The organism is Cellulomonas sp. P2_F12, from assembly GCF_056403775.1.
On the sequence record NZ_JBFUEV010000001.1, the window covers coordinates 557,997 to 576,894 of the forward strand.

15 protein-coding genes are annotated in these 18,898 nt (G+C 73.1%); 8 read left to right on the forward strand and 7 right to left on the reverse strand.

Annotated features, from left to right (window positions below; all coding sequences use genetic code 11):
• Nucleotides 1–55: 55 nt before the first annotated feature.
• A complete protein-coding gene (locus AC1DWH_RS02595; protein WP_477092348.1) occupies nt 56–1,906 on the forward strand; it encodes a bifunctional metallophosphatase/5'-nucleotidase in 1,851 nt (616 codons plus the stop codon).
• A 48-nt stretch (nt 1,907–1,954) separates the two neighbouring features.
• On the opposite strand, the gene ppdK is transcribed toward AC1DWH_RS02595, so the two are convergent.
• On the reverse strand, nt 1,955–4,639 hold the full coding sequence (gene ppdK, locus AC1DWH_RS02600) for a pyruvate, phosphate dikinase (RefSeq protein ID WP_477092349.1): 2,685 nt from the start codon (nt 4,637–4,639) through the stop codon (nt 1,955–1,957).
• A gap of 200 nt (nt 4,640–4,839) precedes the next feature.
• Here ppdK and AC1DWH_RS02605 point away from each other — a divergent pair, with 200 nt between their 5' ends.
• A complete protein-coding gene (locus AC1DWH_RS02605; protein WP_477092726.1) occupies nt 4,840–6,282 on the forward strand; it encodes a helix-turn-helix domain-containing protein in 1,443 nt (480 codons plus the stop codon).
• Nucleotides 6,283–6,286: 4 nt separating this feature from the next.
• Nucleotides 6,287–6,961 carry a response regulator gene (locus AC1DWH_RS02610; RefSeq protein WP_477092350.1) on the forward strand — a complete coding sequence of 225 codons (675 nt, stop codon included), beginning with the start codon at nt 6,287–6,289 and terminating at the stop codon, nt 6,959–6,961.
• On the opposite strand, the gene AC1DWH_RS02615 is transcribed toward AC1DWH_RS02610, so the two are convergent.
• Nucleotides 6,942–7,496 (reverse strand): flavodoxin family protein, encoded by a 555-nt coding sequence (locus tag AC1DWH_RS02615; RefSeq protein ID WP_477092351.1) that lies wholly within the window; start codon nt 7,494–7,496, stop codon nt 6,942–6,944. The two genes, AC1DWH_RS02610 and AC1DWH_RS02615, sit on opposite strands and share 20 nt — an antisense overlap.
• A gap of 137 nt (nt 7,497–7,633) precedes the next feature.
• Between AC1DWH_RS02615 and AC1DWH_RS02620 the strand changes: the two genes are divergently transcribed.
• On the forward strand, nt 7,634–9,190 hold the full coding sequence (locus AC1DWH_RS02620; RefSeq protein WP_477092352.1) for a GAF domain-containing sensor histidine kinase: 1,557 nt from the start codon (nt 7,634–7,636) through the stop codon (nt 9,188–9,190).
• Nucleotides 9,191–9,196: 6 nt separating this feature from the next.
• On the opposite strand, the gene AC1DWH_RS02625 is transcribed toward AC1DWH_RS02620, so the two are convergent.
• Nucleotides 9,197–10,072 carry a universal stress protein gene (locus AC1DWH_RS02625; protein WP_477092353.1) on the reverse strand — a complete coding sequence of 292 codons (876 nt, stop codon included), beginning with the start codon at nt 10,070–10,072 and terminating at the stop codon, nt 9,197–9,199.
• A gap of 226 nt (nt 10,073–10,298) precedes the next feature.
• Here AC1DWH_RS02625 and AC1DWH_RS02630 point away from each other — a divergent pair, with 226 nt between their 5' ends.
• Entirely contained in the window at nt 10,299–10,883 is a 585-nt protein-coding gene (locus AC1DWH_RS02630; protein ID WP_477092354.1) for a DoxX family protein, read from the forward strand.
• A gap of 73 nt (nt 10,884–10,956) precedes the next feature.
• Nucleotides 10,957–11,775, forward strand: coding sequence for an alpha/beta fold hydrolase (locus AC1DWH_RS02635; protein WP_477092727.1), 819 nt, complete (start codon nt 10,957–10,959; stop codon nt 11,773–11,775).
• On the opposite strand, the gene AC1DWH_RS02640 is transcribed toward AC1DWH_RS02635, so the two are convergent.
• Nucleotides 11,744–12,466: an esterase/lipase family protein gene (locus AC1DWH_RS02640; protein ID WP_477092355.1), complete on the reverse strand. Its 723-nt coding sequence runs from the start codon at nt 12,464–12,466 to the stop codon at nt 11,744–11,746. The genes AC1DWH_RS02635 and AC1DWH_RS02640 overlap by 32 nt on opposite strands.
• 88 nt (nt 12,467–12,554) lie before the next feature.
• Here AC1DWH_RS02640 and AC1DWH_RS02645 point away from each other — a divergent pair, with 88 nt between their 5' ends.
• Nucleotides 12,555–13,379, forward strand: coding sequence for a bestrophin-like domain (locus AC1DWH_RS02645; protein ID WP_456847227.1), 825 nt, complete (start codon nt 12,555–12,557; stop codon nt 13,377–13,379).
• On the opposite strand, the gene hrpB is transcribed toward AC1DWH_RS02645, so the two are convergent.
• The gene (gene hrpB, locus AC1DWH_RS02650) at nt 13,342–15,861 is read right to left on the reverse strand and encodes an ATP-dependent helicase HrpB (RefSeq protein ID WP_477092356.1); all 2,520 of its coding nucleotides are present in this window, start codon (nt 15,859–15,861) and stop codon (nt 13,342–13,344) included. The two genes, AC1DWH_RS02645 and hrpB, sit on opposite strands and share 38 nt — an antisense overlap.
• Nucleotides 15,862–15,875: 14 nt before the next feature.
• On the opposite strand from hrpB, the gene AC1DWH_RS02655 reads away from it, so the two are divergent.
• Nucleotides 15,876–16,541 carry a nitroreductase family protein gene (locus AC1DWH_RS02655; protein WP_477092357.1) on the forward strand — a complete coding sequence of 222 codons (666 nt, stop codon included), beginning with the start codon at nt 15,876–15,878 and terminating at the stop codon, nt 16,539–16,541.
• A gap of 1 nt (nt 16,542) precedes the next feature.
• On the opposite strand, the gene AC1DWH_RS02660 is transcribed toward AC1DWH_RS02655, so the two are convergent.
• Nucleotides 16,543–17,388, reverse strand: coding sequence for a hypothetical protein (locus tag AC1DWH_RS02660; RefSeq protein WP_477092358.1), 846 nt, complete (start codon nt 17,386–17,388; stop codon nt 16,543–16,545).
• Nucleotides 17,385–18,797, reverse strand: coding sequence for a glutamate decarboxylase (gene gad, locus AC1DWH_RS02665; protein WP_477092359.1), 1,413 nt, complete (start codon nt 18,795–18,797; stop codon nt 17,385–17,387). The genes AC1DWH_RS02660 and gad overlap by 4 nt, the downstream gene beginning before the upstream one ends.
• Nucleotides 18,798–18,898: the final 101 nt, after the last annotated feature.

Genomic DNA, 18,898 nt, shown 5'->3' on the forward strand with positions numbered 1-18,898 from the left:
CGTGCCCGCTGCACCGCAACCCGGTGCAGAACCGACAGCACGGGAGGACTCCGGCATGGGTATCAACGTCCTGCAGCGCGGCAGAGGCCGGGCGGGTCTACGGGCGGGCACGGTGGCGGCAGCCACGGTGCTCGTCGTCGCCCTCGCCTCACCGGCGATGGCCGGCAACGGGCACGGGAACGGCGGGTCGAACGACTTCCGCCTCACGGTCATGGGCACCACGGACCTGCACGGCAGTGCCCTGAACTGGGACTACTTCAAGAACGCCGAGTACGACGACAGCGCCCACAACGACGTGGGCCTGGCCAAGGTCTCCACCCTGGTGAACCAGGTCCGCGCGGACCGCGGGGACCGCAACACGCTCCTGATCGACGCGGGCGACACCATCCAGGGGACCTCGCTGGCGTACTACTACGCCAAGGTCGAGCCGATCTCGACGCAGGTCGAGCACCCGATGGCGGCCGCGATGAACGCGATCGGCTATGACGCCGCCGCGGTCGGCAACCACGAGTTCAACTACGGCATCCCCTACCTGCGCACCTTCGAGAAGCAGCTGGACTTCCCGCTGCTGGCGGCGAACGCGCTCGACGACGGCACGGGCAAGCCCGCGTTCAAGCCGTACGTCATCAAGACGGTCAAGCCCGCGCACGGCAAGCCGATCCAGGTCGGCATCCTCGGGCTGACCAACCCCGGCATCGCGATCTGGGACAAGGCGAACGTCGAGGGCAAGATGCACTTCGACGGGCTGGTCGAGCAGGCCAAGAAGTACGTGCCCGAGATGAAGCGCGCGGGGGCCGACGTGGTCATCGTCGCCGCCCACTCGGGTGCCGACACCTCGTCGTCGTACGGCGACACGCTGCCGTTCCCCGAGAACGCCTCGACGCTGGTGGCGCAGCAGGTGCCGGGCATCGACGCCATCCTCGTGGGCCACGCGCACCAGGAGATCGCCTCCCGGACCGTCACCAACACGCAGACCGGCAAGCCGGTCGTGCTGTCCGAGCCTCTGAAGTGGGGTGAGCGGCTGTCGGTCTTCGACATCGACCTGTCGTTCGCCCGCGGCCACTGGGGTGTGCAGTCGGTGGGCGCCCAGGTGCTCAACTCGAACACCGTCCCGGAGGACCCGAAGATCGTCAGCCTGCTCCAGGCCGACCACCAGAAGGTCGTCGACTACGTCAACGGCGTGATCGGCACGTCCACCGAGGCCATGTCGGCCGCCACCGCGCGCTACGAGGACACGGCGGCGCTCGACTTCATCAACTACGTGCAGGCGGGCGCGGTGAAGGCCGAGCTCACGGGGGCCGACGCGGCGCTGCCGGTGCTGTCCATCGCGGCGCCGTTCAACAAGGACGCGGCGATCCCCCAGGGCGACGTCTCCGTGCGGGACATCGCCGGGCTGTACATCTACGACAACACGCTGCTGGGCATCAAGCTCACGGGCGCGCAGGTCAAGGCGTACCTGGAGAAGTCGGCGGAGTACTTCAAGCCGGCCGCGACGCCGGGCACGTACGCCGCGGCGGACCTCACCAACGCGGTCACCCCGACGGCGCCCAACGGGACGCCCGACTACAACTACGACGTCATGGGCGGCCTCGACCAGCCGCTGACCTACGACATCGACCTGGCGCAGCCCGTCGGCAGCCGGGTCACGGGGCTCGCCTACGGCGGCGTCCCCGTGACGGACACCCAGGAGTTCGTCGTCGCCATCAACAACTACCGGCAGTCGGGCGGTGGCAACTTCCCGGGCGTGGTGGGTGCCCCGGTCGTCTACAACCGGCAGGTGGAGATCCGGCAGCTGCTCATCGACTGGGTGACCGCCCACCAGGTCATCGACCCGACGGTGTTCTCGTCGACCAACCCCGACTGGCAGCTGACGTCCGGCGGCACGCCGCTGACCGTCACGCCGTAGCACCGCACACGGGCGCCGCACCTCACGGGGTGCGGCGCCCGTGCCGCGTCACGCCCGCGCCACGGCCGCCCGGCCCGCCTCGAGCCGGGCGATCGGTACGCGGAAGGGCGAGCAGGACACGTAGTCGAGCCCCACGTCGTGGAAGAAGTGGATCGACTCCGGGTCTCCGCCGTGCTCGCCGCACACCCCCAGGTGCAGGCCCGGCTTCGTCGCGCGACCGCCCTCGACGCCCGCGCGCACCAGCGCGCCGACCCCGTCGGCGTCCAGCGTCTCGAACGGGGAGATCGTCAGCACGCCGTTCTGCAGGTAGTCCGCGAAGAAGGCGCCCTCGACGTCGTCGCGCGAGAACCCCCACGTGGTCTGCGTGAGGTCGTTGGTGCCGAACGAGAAGAAGTCGGCCTCCTCGGCGATCCGGTGCGCGGTCAGCGCCGCGCGCGGCAGCTCGATCATGCAGCCGATCGGCACGTCCAGGGGGACGCCCGACTCCTCCGACACCTGCGCGAGCACCCGCTCGGCCTCCTCGCGGACCAGCTGCAGCTCCCGCACCGAGCCCACCAGCGGCACCATGATCTCCGGCCGCGGGTCCCGCCCCGCCTGACGCAGCTGCACGGTGGCCTCGGCGATCGCCCGCACCTGCAGGGCGAACAGGCCCGGCAGCGTGAGCCCGAGGCGGACCCCGCGCAGCCCCAGCATCGGGTTCTGCTCGTGCATCCGCCGGACGGCGGCGAGGACCTTCACGTCCTGCGGGTCCGGCTCGGCCGCGACCGCGACCCGCACCGCGAGCTCCGTGAGGTCGGGCAGGAACTCGTGCAGCGGCGGATCGATGAGGCGGATGGTCGTCGGCAACCCGTCCATCGCCTCGAGCAGCCCGACGAAGTCCTCGCGCTGCATGGGGAGCAGGGTGTCGAGGGCGGCCTGCCGGGCGTCGTCGGTGTCCGCGAGCACGAGCCGCTCGATGTACTGGCGCCGCTCCCCCAGGAACTGGTGCTCGGTGCGGCACAGGCCGACCCCCTCGGCCCCGCGGTCGCGGGCCCGACGGGCGTCCACGGCGGTGTCGGCGTTGGTGCGCACCTCCATCCGGCGGACCGAGTCGGCGTGGCGCAGCACGCGGTCGACGGCCGTCACCAGCGCCCTCGCCTCCGGGTCGCCCGCGGCCGCGAGCCCGGCGTCCAGCCCGTCGGAGACGTAGACCATGACGGGCGAGTCCACCACCGGGACGGACCCGCGGAACACCTCTCCCGTGGAGCCGTCGATCGCGATCGTGTCCCCGGCGTGCAGCACCTGGTCGCGGACGCGGACCTCCCCGAGGACCGGGTCGACCAGGAGCTCCTCGGCGCCGACCACGGCGCACGTGCCCATCCCGCGGGCCACCACGGCGGCGTGCGAGGTCTTGCCGCCACGCGCGGTCAGCACCCCGTCGGCGACGATCATGCCCTGCAGGTCGTCGGGGTTGGTCTCGCGCCGGACCAGGATGACGTGCGCGCCGGCGGCGGTCCGCTCGAGCGCCTGGGCGTTGTCCAGCACGATCTCGCCGACGGCCGCACCCGGGGACGCCGGCAGCGCCCGCGTCAGCAGCTGCTTCGCCGCTGTGGGGTCGAACTGCGGGAACAGCAGCTGGCTGAGCTTGTCGCCCGTGCACCGCGTGATCGCCTCGTCCATCGTGATGAGGCTCTCGTCCACCAGCTCGGTGGCGATCCGGAAGGCCGCGGCGGCGGTGCGCTTGCCCACCCGGGTCTGCAGCAGCCACAACCGGCCGCGCTCGATGGTGAACTCGATGTCGCACAGGTCCCGGAAGTGGGTCTCGAGGCGCCGCATGGCCTGGCGCAGCTCGCCGTACGACACCGGGTCGAGCAGCTCCAGCTCCGCCAGCGGCAGCGTGTTCCGGATCCCCGCGACGACGTCCTCCCCCTGCGCGTTGGGCAGGTAGTCGCCGTAGACCCCGGACTCGCCGGTGGACGGGTCCCGCGTGAAGCAGACGCCCGTGCCGGAGGACTCGCCGAGGTTGCCGAACACCATGCTCACCACGTTGACGGCCGTGCCCAGGTCGTTCGGGATGCGCTCGCGGCGGCGGTAGAGCCTCGCGCGGTCGGTGTTCCACGAGTCGAGGACCGCCTCGATCGCCATGTCGAGCTGCTCGCGCGGGTGCTGCGGGAACTCCCGCCCGGTCTGCTCGACGACGATGTCCTTGAACGTCTGCACCAGCACCTGCAGGTCCTGCGCGCCCAGGTCGACGTCCGTCGCGGCACCGACCGCGGTCTTGCGCTCGTCCAACGCCACCGCGAACAGGTCGGAGTCGATGCCCAGCACGGTCTTGCCGAACATCTGGATGAGCCGACGGTAGGAGTCCCACGCGAACCGCTCGTCGCCCGAGAACTCGGTGAGCCCCTTCACGGACGCGTCGTTGAGCCCGATGTTGAGCACGGTCTCCATCATCCCGGGCATGGAGAACTTGGCGCCGGACCGCACCGAGACCAGCAGCGGCTCGTGGAAGTCGCCCAGCCGCCGGCCGATCGTGTCCTCGATCTCCCGTACCGCGAGCGTCACCTCGACCCGCAGCTCGGGCGGGACGCGCCCGTCGCGCATGTACGCCCGGCACGCCTCGGTCGTGATGGTGAACCCCGGCGGCACGGGCAGGTCGAGGTTGGTCATCTCCGCCAGGTTGGCGCCCTTGCCACCCAGCAGATCCTTCTGGTCCTTGTCGCCGTCACTGAAACGGGAGACGTAGCTGGCCATGTCGGGCTCCTTCATCCAGGGCGGGATTGTTCGCTTCCTTCAGCATCCGGCCCCGCCTGGCCCGGATTCAACGATATGCGCGCGCAAAGAACGGTTGTTCTTGCTCTACTGTCAACGCCATGGCGATGAGCTCCCTCCGACCCGTCATCGACCTGCCCGCGGACCCGCGCGGGTCGGCGACGCCCGGCAGCCGGCTGCTCATGCTCGGCCGGCGCATCCGTCACGCGCGGACGGAGCGCGGGCTGACGCTCGACGAGCTCGGTCGCCAGGTGGGCAGCACGGCGAGCCAGCTCTCCCTCGTCGAGAACGGCCGGCGCGAGCCGCGCCTGAGCCTGCTGCAGTCCCTCGCGGACGCGCTGGGCACCACGACGACGGACCTGCTCGACAGCACGCCGCCGTCGCGCCGCGCGGCGCTCGAGATCCAGCTCGACCAGGCTCAGGGCTCCGGCGCGTACGCGGCGCTCGGGTTGCCGACCGTCCGGGCGGCGAAGAACCTGCCGACCGAGGCGCTCGAGGCGCTCGTCGGCCTGCACCGCGAGCTGGCCCGGCGGGACGACGCCGCCATCGCGACGCCCGAGGAGGCCCGCCGCGCCACGACGGCCCTGCGCCTGTGGATGCGCGAGCGGAACAACCACCTGCCCGAGATCGAGGAGGCGGCCGAGGACCTGGTCCGGCGGGCCGGCTACACCACGGGTGCCCTCACCCACAGCGCGGTCGCGCAGATGGCCGCGGACCTCGGGTTCTCGCTGCTGCACGTCGACGACCTGCCGCACTCGACCCGCACGGTCACGGACCTGGCCAACGGCCGGATCTACCTGCCGCCGGCCTCGATCCCCGGTGGGCACGGCCTGCGCTCGCTCGCCCTGCAGGCGATCGCCCACCGCGTGCTCGGCCACTCCACGCCGCGCAGCTACGCCGACTTCCTGCGCCAGCGCGTCGAGATCACGTACTTCGCGGCCGCGTGCCTCATGCCCCGCACGGCGGCGGTGGCCCATCTCAGCGCGGCGAAGAAGCGCAAGGAGCTCGCGGTCGAGGACTTCCGGGACGCGTTCGGCGTGACGCACGAGGCCGCCGCCCAGCGCCTCACCAACCTGCTCACCGAGCACCTCGACATCCGCCTGCACTTCGTCCGTGTCGCCGACGACGGCACGCTGTTCAAGGGCTACGAGAACGACGCGGTCCGGTTCCCCGCCGACGGCACCGGCGCGATCGAGGGCCAGGTCGTGTGCCGCGAGTGGGCCGCCCGGTCGGCGTTCACCCGCCGGAACCGGGCCACGGAGTACTACCAGTACACCGACACGCCGGAGGGCACCTTCTGGTGCACCACGCAGACCGGCTCCACCTCGGCGGGCGGCTTCTCCATCACGGTCGGCGTGCCGTTCACCGCGGCCAAGTGGTTCCGCGGCCGGGACACGTCGACCCGACGCGTGTCCCGCTGCCCGGACCCCTCCTGCTGCCGGCAGGCCGACCCCGCGCTCGCCGCCCGGTGGGCACCCCACGCCTGGCCGAGCGCGGCCGTGCACGCGCACGTGCTCTCCCCGCTGCCCACCGGATCGTTCCCCGGCGTCGAGGACGCCGAGGTCTACGCGTTCCTCGACCGGCACGCCGGTGGCCACACAGCGGCCCCGACGGGTGCACAGTGACCTCATGGCGGTGATCCGGGTGTTCGTGCTGGACGACCACGAGGTCGTGCGCCAAGGGCTGCTGCGCCTGATCGACGCCGACCCGCAGATGACGGTCGTCGGCGAGGCGGCGACCGCGCAGGAGGCGCTCGCCCGGGTACCGCACGCCGACGCCGACGTCGCGCTCCTGGACGTGCGGCTGCCCGACGGCAGCGGCGTGGAGGTCTGCCGCGAGCTGGCGTCGTCGGCACCGCGGGTCCGCTGCCTCATGCTCACCTCCTACGAGGACGACGAGGCGCTCCTCGCCTCGATCACCGCCGGCGCGGCCGGCTACGTGCTCAAGGAGATCCGCGGGCCCCAGCTCCTCGACTCCATCCGGCTGGTCGCCGCCGGGCGGGACCTGCTCGATCCCGCCACCACGCGTCACGTCCTCGAGAGACTGCGGGAGTCACGGCGGCACGACGCCCGGCTCGACCTGCTCACCGCGCAGGAGAGCGCCGTGCTCGACCTCATCGGCGAAGGGCTGACCAACCGGGAGATCGCGGACCGCATGTTCCTGGCGGAGAAGACCGTGAAGAACTACATCTCGAGCCTGCTGGCCAAGATCGAGGTCCGCGGGCGGACGCAGGCGGCGCTGTTCATCGCGGAGCAGCACCGCCAGCACCCGGACCCCCCGAGGCTCAGCGAGTCGTCGCCCTGAGCTGACCGGGGTCGATCGGGCGAAGGCCCAGCAGCAGCCCGGTGAGACCGATCCCCCAGGCCCGGGCCCGGTCCTGCTCGCCGTCGCGCAGGGGCCCCTTGATCCCGGTGACCCAGAAGCTCTCCGCCTCGGCCGCGACCTCGAACCCGGCACGGCTCAGCACCCGCCAGGCGCCGACCGCGGCCGAGCCGGGCACGTGCGGGCTGTGGATCCGGGTGTCGAACGTGGCCGCGTGGACCGGCCGGTCGGGCGGCTCGAGCGCCGAGAGCCACTCCCGCACGCCGACCGTCGCCTCCGCGGCCGTCGCGCCCGCCTGCACCTGCGCGTCCGCCCGTGTGGCCGGCCTGCTCATGCCGAACGCCTGGGTCGGGGCACCGACCACCAGCAGCTCGAGCTCGGGCGGCAGCCGCAGCGGCGCCGAGCCGACCTCGAGGAGGGCGACGTCCTGCATCCGGCTGAACATTCCCTCCCAGACCGCCTGCGCGACCAGACCCGTGTTCCCGAACGACGACTCGTACACCACCAGTGCCCGCATCGTCCCCACCTCCTCGTGCGTCTCGTCCGTCTTGTCCGTCTCGGTACAGCTCCAGGATTCGGGGGCGTGATCCTGCTGCCCAGGGCCGAAGGGCCCTGATGCGCTGCGGGGTCGCACGGCGCACCTATGCTCCGTGCATGCGGTCGGACGGGAGTGGCACGGAGCACGACGACCGGCTCGAGGAGCTGCTGGGCGCGGTCGCGTCCGTGTCCGAGGAGCTCGACATCGCGACGGTTCTCGAGCGGCTCGTCGCGGCTGGGTGCCGGCTGACCGGGGCCCGCTACGGAGCCCTCGGGGTGCTCGGTGAGCACGGCGGGCTGCAGGAGTTCGTGCATCAGGGCATCGACGACGAGACGGCCCGGCTCATCGGCCACCTGCCTGAGGGCAAGGGCGTCCTCGGGCACATCGTGACGAGCCCGCACCCGCTCCGCCTGCACGACCTCGCCGACCACCCCTCGTCGGTCGGGTTCCCCGCGCACCACCCCCCGATGCACACGTTCCTCGGCGTGCCCGTGCGCGACCGCGGCGCGGTGTTCGGCAACCTCTACCTCACCGACAAGGTGGACGCCGACGGCGCCGGGCTCGACTTCACGGCGCGCGACGAGCAGGTCGCCATCGCCCTGGCCGCTACCGCCGGTGTGGCGCTCGGGCACGGGCGCGCCTACCGCCAGGCGCGCGACCACGAGCGATGGCTCGAGACGGCGGCGGCCACCACGGCGCTCCTCACCAGCGGCCGGCCGAAGGACGAGGCCGTGCCGGCGGTGCTCGCCCTCGTGCGGGAGCGCGCCGGGGCGACGGCGTCGACCCTGTACGGGCTCGACGACGGGCTGCCGCTCCCCCTCGCCGAGGACCTCACGGGCCCGTCGCCCGTCCTGCGTCGGGTGGACGGCGCCGAGGTCGACCAGCCCGGCCCGACGTGGGTGCTCGCCCTCCCCCTGCGCAGCGGCGAGCGCTGGGTCGGCGCCCTGGCGGTCCTCTGGCCCGAGGGCGAACCGCCGGCGGAGCCGCAGCTGGACCTGTCGAGCCTCGCGGGCTTCGGGGAGCAGCTGGCGCTGGCCCTCGACGTGGCGGACGCACAGGCCGACCGCGCGCGGCTCGCGGTGCTGGAGGAGCGCGAGCGGATCGCGCGGGACCTGCACGACATGGTCATCCAGCGGCTGTTCGCGATCGGGCTCGACGTGCAGGGTGCCGCGCAGGACGCCGTGCGGCCCGAGGTCGCCCGCCGGCTCGAGGGCGCGGTCGACGACCTCGACGAGACCATCAAGGACGTGCGCACGACGATCTTCCGGCTCGGCGCCCGGGGCGGCACCACCGGCACGGGGCTGCGGCACCGGATCGACGCCGAGGTGGTGAACTCGCGCCACAGCCTGGGCTTCCTTCCGCGCCTGCGCACGGACGGCGTCACCGCGACGGTCCCGGACGACATCGCCGAGGACGCAGTCGCGGTGGTCCGCGAGGCACTGTCCAATGTCGCCCGCCACGCCCACGCCCACGAGGTCGTCGTCCGCATCGACGTCGGCCTGGACCTGCTGGTCGAGGTGCAGGACGACGGGATCGGGATCCCGGCCGACGTCCCCGCGCGCAGCGGCCTGGCGAACCTCGAGCAGCGCGCGACCCGGCGCGGCGGCGTCCTGCACGTGGTCGCGCTGGACCAGGGCGGCAGCCACCTCCAGTGGTCGGTGCCACTGGGCTGAGGGCCGTCAGCCCTGGTCGTGCACCACGAGCACCGGGCCGGTGGCCTCCCGCACGACCGCGCTGCTGATCGATCCGAGCAGCATCCCGCGGAAGCCACCCAGCCCCCGCGACCCGACGACCACGAGCGCCGCGCCGCGGCCGAGGCCGACGAGGGCGTCGGCGGGGTGGTCGTCGACGAGGGCCAGCCTGACGTCGAGGCCGGCGTTCTCCTCCCGGAGCGCGTCGGCCACCACCTGGGCGGCCTTGTGGGTCGGATCGTTCTCGTCGCCGGTCGCCAGCGGCGGCACGCTGCCGCTGCCGAACGGGTCCGGGATCGTCGGGCGGGCGTGCACGACGACGAGCGGCCGCCCGCGCATCCACGCCTCGTGCGCGGCGACGTGCGCCGCGGCCAGCGAGGCCGACGAGCCGTCGACGCCCACCACGACAGGTGCGTCCGGCTGCAGCGGGTGCCCGGCGTCGGCACGGACGACCGCGACCGCGCAGCGCGCGTGGGCGGCGAGGTGGGAGCCGGTGGCACCCGTGCGGGCGCGGCCGTACCGGGGACGTGCGCCGACCACGAGCAGCTGGGCGTCCACGCTCAGCTCGCGCAGGGCCGGGACGACCTGACCGTGCAGCACCCGCACGCGAGCCTTCACACCCGGGTGGAGCTCGTGCACGCGGGTCAACTCCGCCGCGAGGAACTCCTCGACCTCCGCGTCGACGTCGTCGGTCCCGATGACGGGGTACCAGCTCCACGCCATGACCTGCCAGGCGTCGTCCACCACGCGGGTGAGCAGGACGTCGGCGCGACGCCGCACGGCTTCGGCGACGCCCCACTCCAGGGTGTGCGCGCTGTTGGGTGAGCCGTCGAGCGCGACGACCACCGGTCCGTCGGTACGCATGAGATGCCTCCTCGCTCCTCGCGCGCGGCCTGGCGCGAGCCGGTCCGCACACCTCCAGCGTCGACCCGGCGCCGGCCCGGCGTCCCGGGACCTGGGTCCCTGATCCGCCCCGCGCAGGGGGACCTTCGGCCCTGGGGACGACCGCCCGGGCGGAGCAGCGTGGCGTCAACAGAGCCTGACCTACCCGGTCCCAACGGTGGGACCTCGCACGGAGGAGACAATCGACATGGCAACCATCCATCCCGAGACCACGACATCGACCCACCCGGCCGTGCTGGTCGAGGACGACGTCGTCACGCACGCGACGGGCCGCCGCTGGCTCGCCGTCACCCGGCTCGCCACGGGCTTCATCTTCCTGTGGGCGTTCCTCGACAAGGCGTTCGGGCTGCACTACGGCACCGGCGCCGCCGTGGCCGAGGGCGAGCCGGCGCAGGCCTGGATCAACGGCGGTACGCCGAGCCAGGGCTTCATGCAGTTCGCCACCGTCGGCCCGTTCAAGGGCACGTTCGCCTCGATGGCGAGCGTCGGCACCGACTGGCTGTTCATGCTGTGCCTGCTCGGCGTCGGCGTGGCCGTCATGCTCGGCATCGGGCTGCGCATCTCGGCGGTCGCCGGCTCGCTGCTCATGGCCCTGATGTGGACGGCGGAGTGGCCGCTCCTGCAGGGCTCGACCAACCCGCTGGTCGACTACCACGTGATCTACGCCCTGGTGCTGATCACGTGTGCCGTCCTCCTCGCCGGAGACACCTGGGGCCTCGGCCGCCGGTGGGCGCGGATCCCCCTGGTGCAGCGGTTCGGCTGGCTGCGCTGACCAGCAGGTCGCACCATCAGAGCGCCGCCTCGACCACGAGGCGCCGCTCTGACACTATCTGCGGGTGGCGGACATGGACCCCGGCTGGACCGAGAGCACGCTCGACGTGGAGGGCCACAAGGTCTTCTACAGGTTGAGCCCCGCCGTGCCGGGCGCCGTGCCGATCGTGCACGTGCACGGGTTCGGCATCTCGGGCACCTACCTGATGCCGACGGCCCGCCTGCTCGCCGAGCGGGCCATGAACGTCGTGCCGGACCTGCCGGGGTACGGCAAGAGCGAACGCTGGGGCTACACCCTCGGCATCCCCGCGCTGGCGATCGCCCTCCTGAAGATGCTCGACGACGCCGGGCTGGAGAAGGTCGTCCTGGTGGGCAACTCGATGGGGTGCCCCGTGAGCCTCGAGGTGGCGCACGCGGCACCGGACCGGGTGGATCGGCTCGTGCTCGTCTCGCCCGCGGGCGGGGTGCACAACCAGGGGCTCGGCAAGGCGATCCGGCAGCTGGCGCGGGACGGCGCGCGAGAGAGCCCGCGGATGGCGCGGGTGGCCGTCCCGGACTACCTCAGGTTCGGCCCGATCAACACGTGGAACATGTTCGCCGAGCTCACCAGGTTCCCGTCCCTGGAGCGGCTGCTGAAGGCGACCGTGCCCACCCTGGTCGTCATCGGGAGCAAGGACCCGCTGATGGCGCCGCCGCACCGGGTGCGGGAGATCGCCCGCCTCGCGGGCCCCCAGCTCACCGTCGCCCTGATCGAAGGGGCCGCCCACGCGATCAACTTCAGCCACCCGGGCGAGCTGTCGCACGTGATCGGGTCCTGGCTCGACGGCGACGAGATCGTCGACGACCCCGACTCCCCCGGGTTCACCCGGGTGCTGCAGCTGCCCCGGGGCTGAGCAGACGCTCGAGCAGCAAGGCCTCGAGGACCGGGTCCGCCAGCGGCCGGAAGTGCCCCGGTGTCGACAGCACCACGTTCTGCGCCCCGTCGAGCGCGCTGCCGGCCGGGATGTGCGGGTCCCAGTCGCTGTGCACCGAGGTGATCCGGGCGTTCACGGCCCGCTCGCCGGCGAGCGACACGATCGTCGCGTCGTTCGGGATGAAGGCGCGCACCGCCGGCGCGAGGAACCAGCGCGCGTGGGCCGAGCCGGAGAACGGCGTGTTGACCGCGATCATCGAGTCGATCCGCCGGTCGGGGTCGCGCACCATGGCGAGCTTGCCGATGAGCCCGCCCTTGCTGTGCGCCACGAGGACGACGTCCCGCAGGTCGTGGTCCACGAGGTACCTGGCGAGCACCTCCGCCCCGTCCGCGACCGGCCGCCGGTTGGTGCGCAGGTGGGGCAGCACGTGGACCCGGACGCCGTGCCCGTGCAGGAACGTGGCGATCGGCAGCAGGAAGTGCCACGACTCGTAGACGCCGGGCAGGAGGACCACGGGCGGACCGACCGGCTGCTCGGGGTGGCGCAGCTGCTCGGGGTCCACGCGCGACACGATGCCCTCGGCCTGCCACCGGAGCACCGTCGCGTAGTCGCGAGCACGCCACCACGTCTGGCGGAAGAGGCGGCCGGGCTGGCGCGACGCGTCGGGCATGCGGTCATCGTTGCGCACGATCGCTCGCTCGTGTCCGATCTGGCCCCTATGTTGAGCGGGTGCAGCAGAGCGACCCCCTCGAGACCGCGTGAACATCGTCGTCGGCGCGATCATCACGATCGGCGTCACCGCCCTCACAGTCACCGCGATGCTCCTGGTCAGGCGCCGCGCGCCCGAGGGCAGCTACTTCAGCGACGGCGACCGCGCCTCGGGGGTCTTCGGGGTGCTGGCCACGGGCTTCTCGGTGCTCCTGGGCTTCATCATCTTCCTGGCGTTCCAGTCCTACGACGAGGCCCGCTCCGGAGCGGAGACCGAGGCCGTGATCGTCGCCCAGCAGGTGCAGACGGCCCAGTACCTCCCCGCCGACGTGCGCGACGAGCTCACCGGTCAGCTGGTCTGCTACGCCCGGGCGGTCGTGGGCGTCGAGTGGCCGAAGATGCAGTCGGGGACGCTCGGCGACTCGTTCAACCCGTGGGCCGTCGGCCTGTTCCGCACGGTCCACCCGTTCGAACCCCAGACCGACGTCGAGCAGTCGGCCTACGACCGGTGGATGGACCAGACGGCCCAGCGCGAGCAGGCCCGCATCGACCGCGTCCACGGCGCCGAGGGGCTGATCCCGCTCCCGCTGTGGCTGGTGCTCTTCTTGATCTCGGGCGTGATCTTCGTCTACGTGCTGTTCTTCGCGGACTCGTCCGAGGGGGTCGTGACCCAGGGGCTGCTCATGGGCAGCGTGACGGTCGTCATCACCCTGCTGCTCCTGCTGCTCGCGTTCTTCGACCACCCGCACGGCAACGACGTGGGAAAGCTGCAGCCGGTGGCGATGCAGCGGACCCTGCGCCTGGTCGATGCGGAGCTGCACGAGCTGCAGCTCGACGTCACGATCCCGTGCGACGAGGCGGGCGTGGCGAGCTGAGGCCGCGCACCGGCGCCGCCTCGAGCGGGTCGTCGGGCCAGGCGTGCTTCGGGTACCGCCCGCGCAGCTCGGCGCGGACCTGCGGGTAACCGTTCCGCCAGAACGACTCCAGGTCCGCGGTGACCGCGGCCGGGCGTCCCGCCGGGGACAGCAGGTGCAGCAGCACCGGCACGCGCCCGTCGGCCAGGCGCGGCGTCGCCCGCCAGCCGAAGGTCTCCTGCAGCCGCACGGCCAGCACGGGCTGGTCCGCGGAGTAGTCGACGCGCACGCTCGAGCCGCTGGGCACGGTGAGCCGCTCGGGAGCCAGCTCGTCGAGCCGCGCGGCGTCGGGCCAGGGCAGCAACCGGCGCAGCGCCTGGAGCACGTCGACGCGTGGGAGGTCCCGCGGCCCACGGACCCCCGAGAGGTCGAGCCAGGCGTCCTGGTCCGCCAGCAGGGCGTCGTCGGACACGTCCGGCCACGGCGAGCCCAGCGCGGCGTGGAGGAACGCGAGCCGCCGGCGCAGCGCGGTGGCGGCCTCGGACCAGCGCAGCATCGACAGGCCCTCGCGCGCGAGACCCTCGTACACCGCAGCCAGGACGAGCTCGCGGGGCGGGTTCGGGAGCGGCACCGACGTCAGCTCGATCGCGCCCAGCCTGCGCACGCGCCGCGCGACGACGGCGCCCTGCACCCACGCGACCGTCTCCTCGTCCCGCAGCAGCGCCGGCGCGGCCTCCGTCGCCAGGTCGAGATCGAGGGGCGCCGCCGAGCGAATCGTCGCGTCGCGGCGGCCGGCGCCGCGGTCGGCGTCGGCGACCGCGAGCCACGGCAGACCGACGAGCGCCGAACCCGGGGGCAGCGCGGCCCCGGTGCCGGACGTCATGAGGTACGTCGAGCCGCCCGGGCGCAGCCGCGCGATGCGGTCGGGGTGCGCGAGGGCGACGACGAGTCCCACGGCGAGGTCGTCGGTGAGGTCCTCCAGGCCGGGCACGCCCCGTCCCTCCGACGGCGCGGACGATCGCAGCCTGGCGACCTGCGCGCGCCAGCCCGACGCCTGGGGTCCGCCGCGCCGCACCGCCCGGAGTGCCGCGACGAGGTCGCCGCCGGGCGCGCGGGCGTCGTCGGACAGCAGGGCGACAACCTCGGCAGCCCGCCGGGCGCCGACCAGCCCCGACCCGTCCAGCAGCGCCCGGGCCAGGCGCGGGTCGGCCGGGACGGCGGACACGGCCCGGCCCCGGGCGGTCGGACGTCCGTCCGGCCCGACCGCGCCGAGGTCCGCGAGGACCTCCTGCGCCGCGGCCATGGCCGCCTCGGGCGGGGCGTCCAGGAGCGCCAGCCCGGCACCGTCCGGGCTCCCCCAGCACGCCAGCTCGAGCGCGAACGCGGTGAGGTCCGCCGTGAGGATCTCCGGCTGCGGGTGCGCCGGCAGCCGGGCGTCGTCGGCCGCGGACCAGCAGCGATACACCGCTCCGGGCCCCTCCCGGCCCGCGCGCCCGGCCCGCTGCTCCGCGGCCGCCCGGCTCACGCTCACGGTCACCAGGCCGGCGAGGCCGCGTCGGTGGTCCGTCCGCGGCTCGCGCGAGAAGCCCGCGTCGACCACCACCCGGACCCCGGGCACCGTCAGCGACGACTCGGCGACGGCGGTCGACACGACGACCCGGCGCCGCGCGCCCGGGGTGAGCGCGAGGTCCTGCTCGCGCGCCGGAAGCCGCCCGTGCAGCGGACGCACGGCCACGTCGAGGCCCGAGAGCCGTCGCGCGACGCCGTCGACCTCACCGGCCCCGGGCACGAAGACGAGGACGTCGCCGGTGCGCTCCGTCAGGGCCCGGCGCACGGTCACGGCGACGTGGTCGAGGAACCCCGGGGTCACGCCACGCTCGTCGGTCCGCGCGACCCGCGGCGGAGGCGGGCTCTGGACGACGTCCACCGGGAAGAGCGCGCCGGCGACGCTCACCACGGGCGCTCCGCCCAGCAGGGCGGCCGTGCGCTCCGCCTCCACCGTCGCGGACATCGCCACCAGCGCGAGGTCCGCGCGCAGGTTCGCCCGCACGTCGACCACCAGGGCGAGCGCGAGGTCGTCGTCGAGGTGCCGCTCGTGGACCTCGTCGAGGACCACCGCGCCGACACCGGGAAGCTCCGGGTCGCGCTGCAGGCGTCTGACCAGCACGCCCGTGGTCACCACCTCGATGCGGGTCGCGGCGCTCACCACGCGCTCGCCGCGCACCGAGAACCCGACCGTGGCGCCCACCGGCTCCCCCAGCAGGTGCGCGAGCCGGCGCGCGGCCGCACGCGCGGCGATCCGGCGCGGCTGGGTCACGATCACCCGGCCGGTCACCGCCGCCGCGACGGCCGGTGGGACGAGCGTCGTCTTGCCGGTGCCGGGCGGCGCCTGCACGACCGCGGCGCCGCCGGCCCGGAGCGCCGCGACGACGTCCGCCAGGCCGTGCCGCACCGGCAGGTCGGGCGGGTCGGCCAGCAGCCGGCCGATCGGGTCGTCGTCCACGGGTGGAGTCTGCCGTGAGCGACCAGGATGTCCACATGACGACGCTGCCGCTGACCCCCGACGAGCTGCTCACCACGACCCGGTCCGTCCGCAAGCGCCTCGACCTGACGCGCGACGTCCCGCTCGAGCTGGTCCGCGAGTGCATCGAGATCGCGCTGCAGGCGCCGTCGGGCTCGAACCGGCAGGGCTGGCACTGGGTCGTCGTCACCGACCCGGACCTGCGGCACGCCGTGGGTGACGCGTACCGGCGGGCCGTCGACGACTACGTCGCCGCCCCGGGGTACGCGGGGCGGCTGTTCCAGGACGACCCCGGGCGCGCCGGGGTGCAGCAGCGCGTGGGCGACAGCGTCGAGTACCTCGGCCGGCACATGGGGGACGCGCCGGTGCTCGTCCTGCCGTGCCTGACGGCTCCGCGGCTGTCGAGCGGGAGCCAGGCGGGCCTCTGGGGCTCGCTGCTGCCCGCCGCCTGGAGCTACATGCTCGCCGCGCGGGCGCGGGGGCTCGGGACGGCGTGGACCACGCTGCACCTGGCGCACGAGCGGGAGGTCGCCGAGCTCCTGGGGATCCCCGCCGACGTCCGTCAGGGCGCGCTGATCCCCACGGCGTACTACACCGGCCACACGTTCCGGCCGGCCCCGCGCCAGCCGCTCGAGGAGGTCTGGCACCTCGACGGGTGGTGAGTCAGGACCGGTCCTTCGCCGACTCCACGGGCAGCAGCACCGCGCCGAGCAGGAAGCACACGGCGCCGAGGAACGTGCCCAGGTTCACGAGCGCCAGGTTGGCCAGCTCCCCGGTCGAGCGCAGGTAGCGGGCGGCGATCGCGGAGACGCCGAACGCGATGGACCCGACCATGTTCAGCGCGGAGATCCGCCACCCGATCGACCGGTCCGAGCGGGGCAGGATCCCCCGGTTGACCTCGGAGTAGGCCAGCCAGCTGGCGACGAGGAAGCAGATCGAGCCGAGCACGTCGGGCGCCCAGACCAGCCGCTTGGCCTGCTCGGTCGTCAGGTCGCTCTGGATGGCGGCGAAGGTGCTGATGTTGAAGAACACGGTGCCGACCAGCTGGACGAGCACGGCCCAGAAGTCGATCCGCCGCGGCTTCCACCCGACCAGGGACGCCAGCGGCCTCGGCCGCGTCGACTCCGCCAGGACCCCTCCGGGCGCCCGCAGCACCTCGTGGAACTGCAGGTACCCGGCGCTGGTGAAGAAGATCGAGCCGACGAAGAAGGTGCCCGCGACGATCCCGGGGTCGACGGTGTCGAAGTACGCCGGCACGGACCCGAGGGCGAAGCAGACCGAGCCGATCGCGAAGAGCGAGCCGATCCACCAGCTCATCGCGCTGGCCCGGCCGCCCTCCGCGCGGACCCCCGCCAGCCGCAGGCCGAGGCCCTTGCGGTGCCGCCTCGACGTCCACTCGACCTCGGTGCCGTCCGGGCGCGCGAGGACCGCGTGCGTGACGAAGCCGGCCGGCCCGCGGGTGCGCAGGACGCGCCAGCCCGCGGGCAGGTCCGGGACGGTCGAGGTCACTGCCCCAGGCCGGTGCGCGCCTTGCTCTTCGCCGCGGCATGACCGGGTGACGTCCACAGGTCGGGCTTGGCCCTCGGCCGCTGCACGGGCTGCTCGGCGACGAGTGCGTCCCACGCCGCGTGCAGGTCTCGCAGGAGCTGCTCGATCATCAGCCGGCTCAGGTCCAGACGGACGACGACGCGCATGAGGTGCACGTCCTCGGCGTCGGGCGGCAGGCTGTACGCCGGCACGATCCAGCCGTCCTCCCGTAGCCGCGCGGACAGGTGGTAGACGTCGAACCCCGGGTCCCCCTTGATCGTGAACGTCACCACCGGCTCGGCAAGCCCCGGGTTGAGGATCTCGAACTTGCCGCTGGCCTCGAGGCTCTCGTTGAGAAACCTCGCGTTCGCCAGCATGGTCTGGACGATCGACGTGTACCCGCTGCGTCCTAGCCGCAGGAAGTTGTACATCTGGGCCTGGATCATGGCCGAGCCGCGGGAGAAGTTGAACGTATAGGTGGGCTGCGCGCCGCCGAGGTAGTTCACGCTGAACACCAGGTCCTCGGGCAGCCGCGAGGCGTCGCGGAAGATCAGCCACCCGACGCCCGGGTACACCAGCCCGTACTTGTGCCCGGAGACGTTGATCGACGCCACCTGCTCGAGCCGGAAGTCCCACAGCAGGTCCGGCTCGCTGAACGGGGCGATGAACGCGCCGCTGGCCCCGTCGACGTGCAGCGGGATGTCCCAGCCCTTCTCGGCCTTGATCCGCACCAGCAGGTCGTTGATCTCCTCGATCGGGTCCGCCTCGCCGATGTGGGTGGTGCCCAGCACGGCCCCCACGGCGATCGTGTTCTCGTCGATGTGCGCCTCGACGTCCTCGGCGCTCAGCACGAACCGGTCCCGCTTCATCGGGATCTTGCGCATCTCGACGTCGAAGTAGTTGGCGAACTTGTCCCACACGACGTGCGTCTCCGCTCCGAAGACCACGTTCGGCCGGTCGGTGGGCTGTCCGGCGGCCCGCCGGCGGTCGCGCCAGGCCCGCTTGTGGGCGAGCAGGCCGAGCATGATCGCCTCCGACGAGCCGATCGTCGCGACGCCCACCACCTGGGTCGAGTCCGGCGCGTTGAACAGGTCGCCCAGCATGTGCACGCAGGCTTCCTCGATCAGCGACGCCGCCGGGTACTCCTCGTGGTCGATGTGGTTCTTGCGGATGGTGTCGTGAATGAGCCGCTCGGCCTGCGGCTCCATCCAGGTGGTCACGAACGACGCGAGGTTCAGCGTCTCGCGCCCGTCGAGCATGAGCCCCGTGTGCAGGAGCTCGTAGGCCTCGTCGGGCTCGAGCCCGTGCTCCGGGAACGTGCCGCGGTCGATGTGCTCCCGGAAGCTGGGCCGCCCGTGGATCGGGCCGTAGGGGTCGGGCGTCTCGCTCACTGTGCTCCTCCAGTTCATCCGTCCGGAGCTGTGGCTGACTGCCGTCCCCGGCGGGCACCTGCGTGATCGAACCTATCCTCGCCCGGGCCGATCTGTCCGGT

Bases quoted from the DNA above. Each gene is read 5' to 3' on its own strand.
- AC1DWH_RS02595 (WP_477092348.1), top strand. From the start codon at position 56: ATGGGTATCAACGTCCTGCAGCGCGGCAGAGGCCGGGCGGGTCTACGG.
- ppdK (WP_477092349.1), bottom strand. From the start codon at position 4,639: ATGGCCAGCTACGTCTCCCGTTTCAGTGACGGCGACAAGGACCAGAAG.
- AC1DWH_RS02605 (WP_477092726.1), top strand. From the start codon at position 4,840: ATGCTCGGCCGGCGCATCCGTCACGCGCGGACGGAGCGCGGGCTGACG.
- AC1DWH_RS02610 (WP_477092350.1), top strand. From the start codon at position 6,287: ATGGCGGTGATCCGGGTGTTCGTGCTGGACGACCACGAGGTCGTGCGC.
- AC1DWH_RS02615 (WP_477092351.1), bottom strand. From the start codon at position 7,496: ATGCGGGCACTGGTGGTGTACGAGTCGTCGTTCGGGAACACGGGTCTG.
- AC1DWH_RS02620 (WP_477092352.1), top strand. From the start codon at position 7,634: ATGCGGTCGGACGGGAGTGGCACGGAGCACGACGACCGGCTCGAGGAG.
- AC1DWH_RS02625 (WP_477092353.1), bottom strand. From the start codon at position 10,072: ATGCGTACCGACGGACCGGTGGTCGTCGCGCTCGACGGCTCACCCAAC.
- AC1DWH_RS02630 (WP_477092354.1), top strand. From the start codon at position 10,299: ATGGCAACCATCCATCCCGAGACCACGACATCGACCCACCCGGCCGTG.
- AC1DWH_RS02635 (WP_477092727.1), top strand. From the start codon at position 10,957: ATGGACCCCGGCTGGACCGAGAGCACGCTCGACGTGGAGGGCCACAAG.
- AC1DWH_RS02640 (WP_477092355.1), bottom strand. From the start codon at position 12,466: ATGCCCGACGCGTCGCGCCAGCCCGGCCGCCTCTTCCGCCAGACGTGG.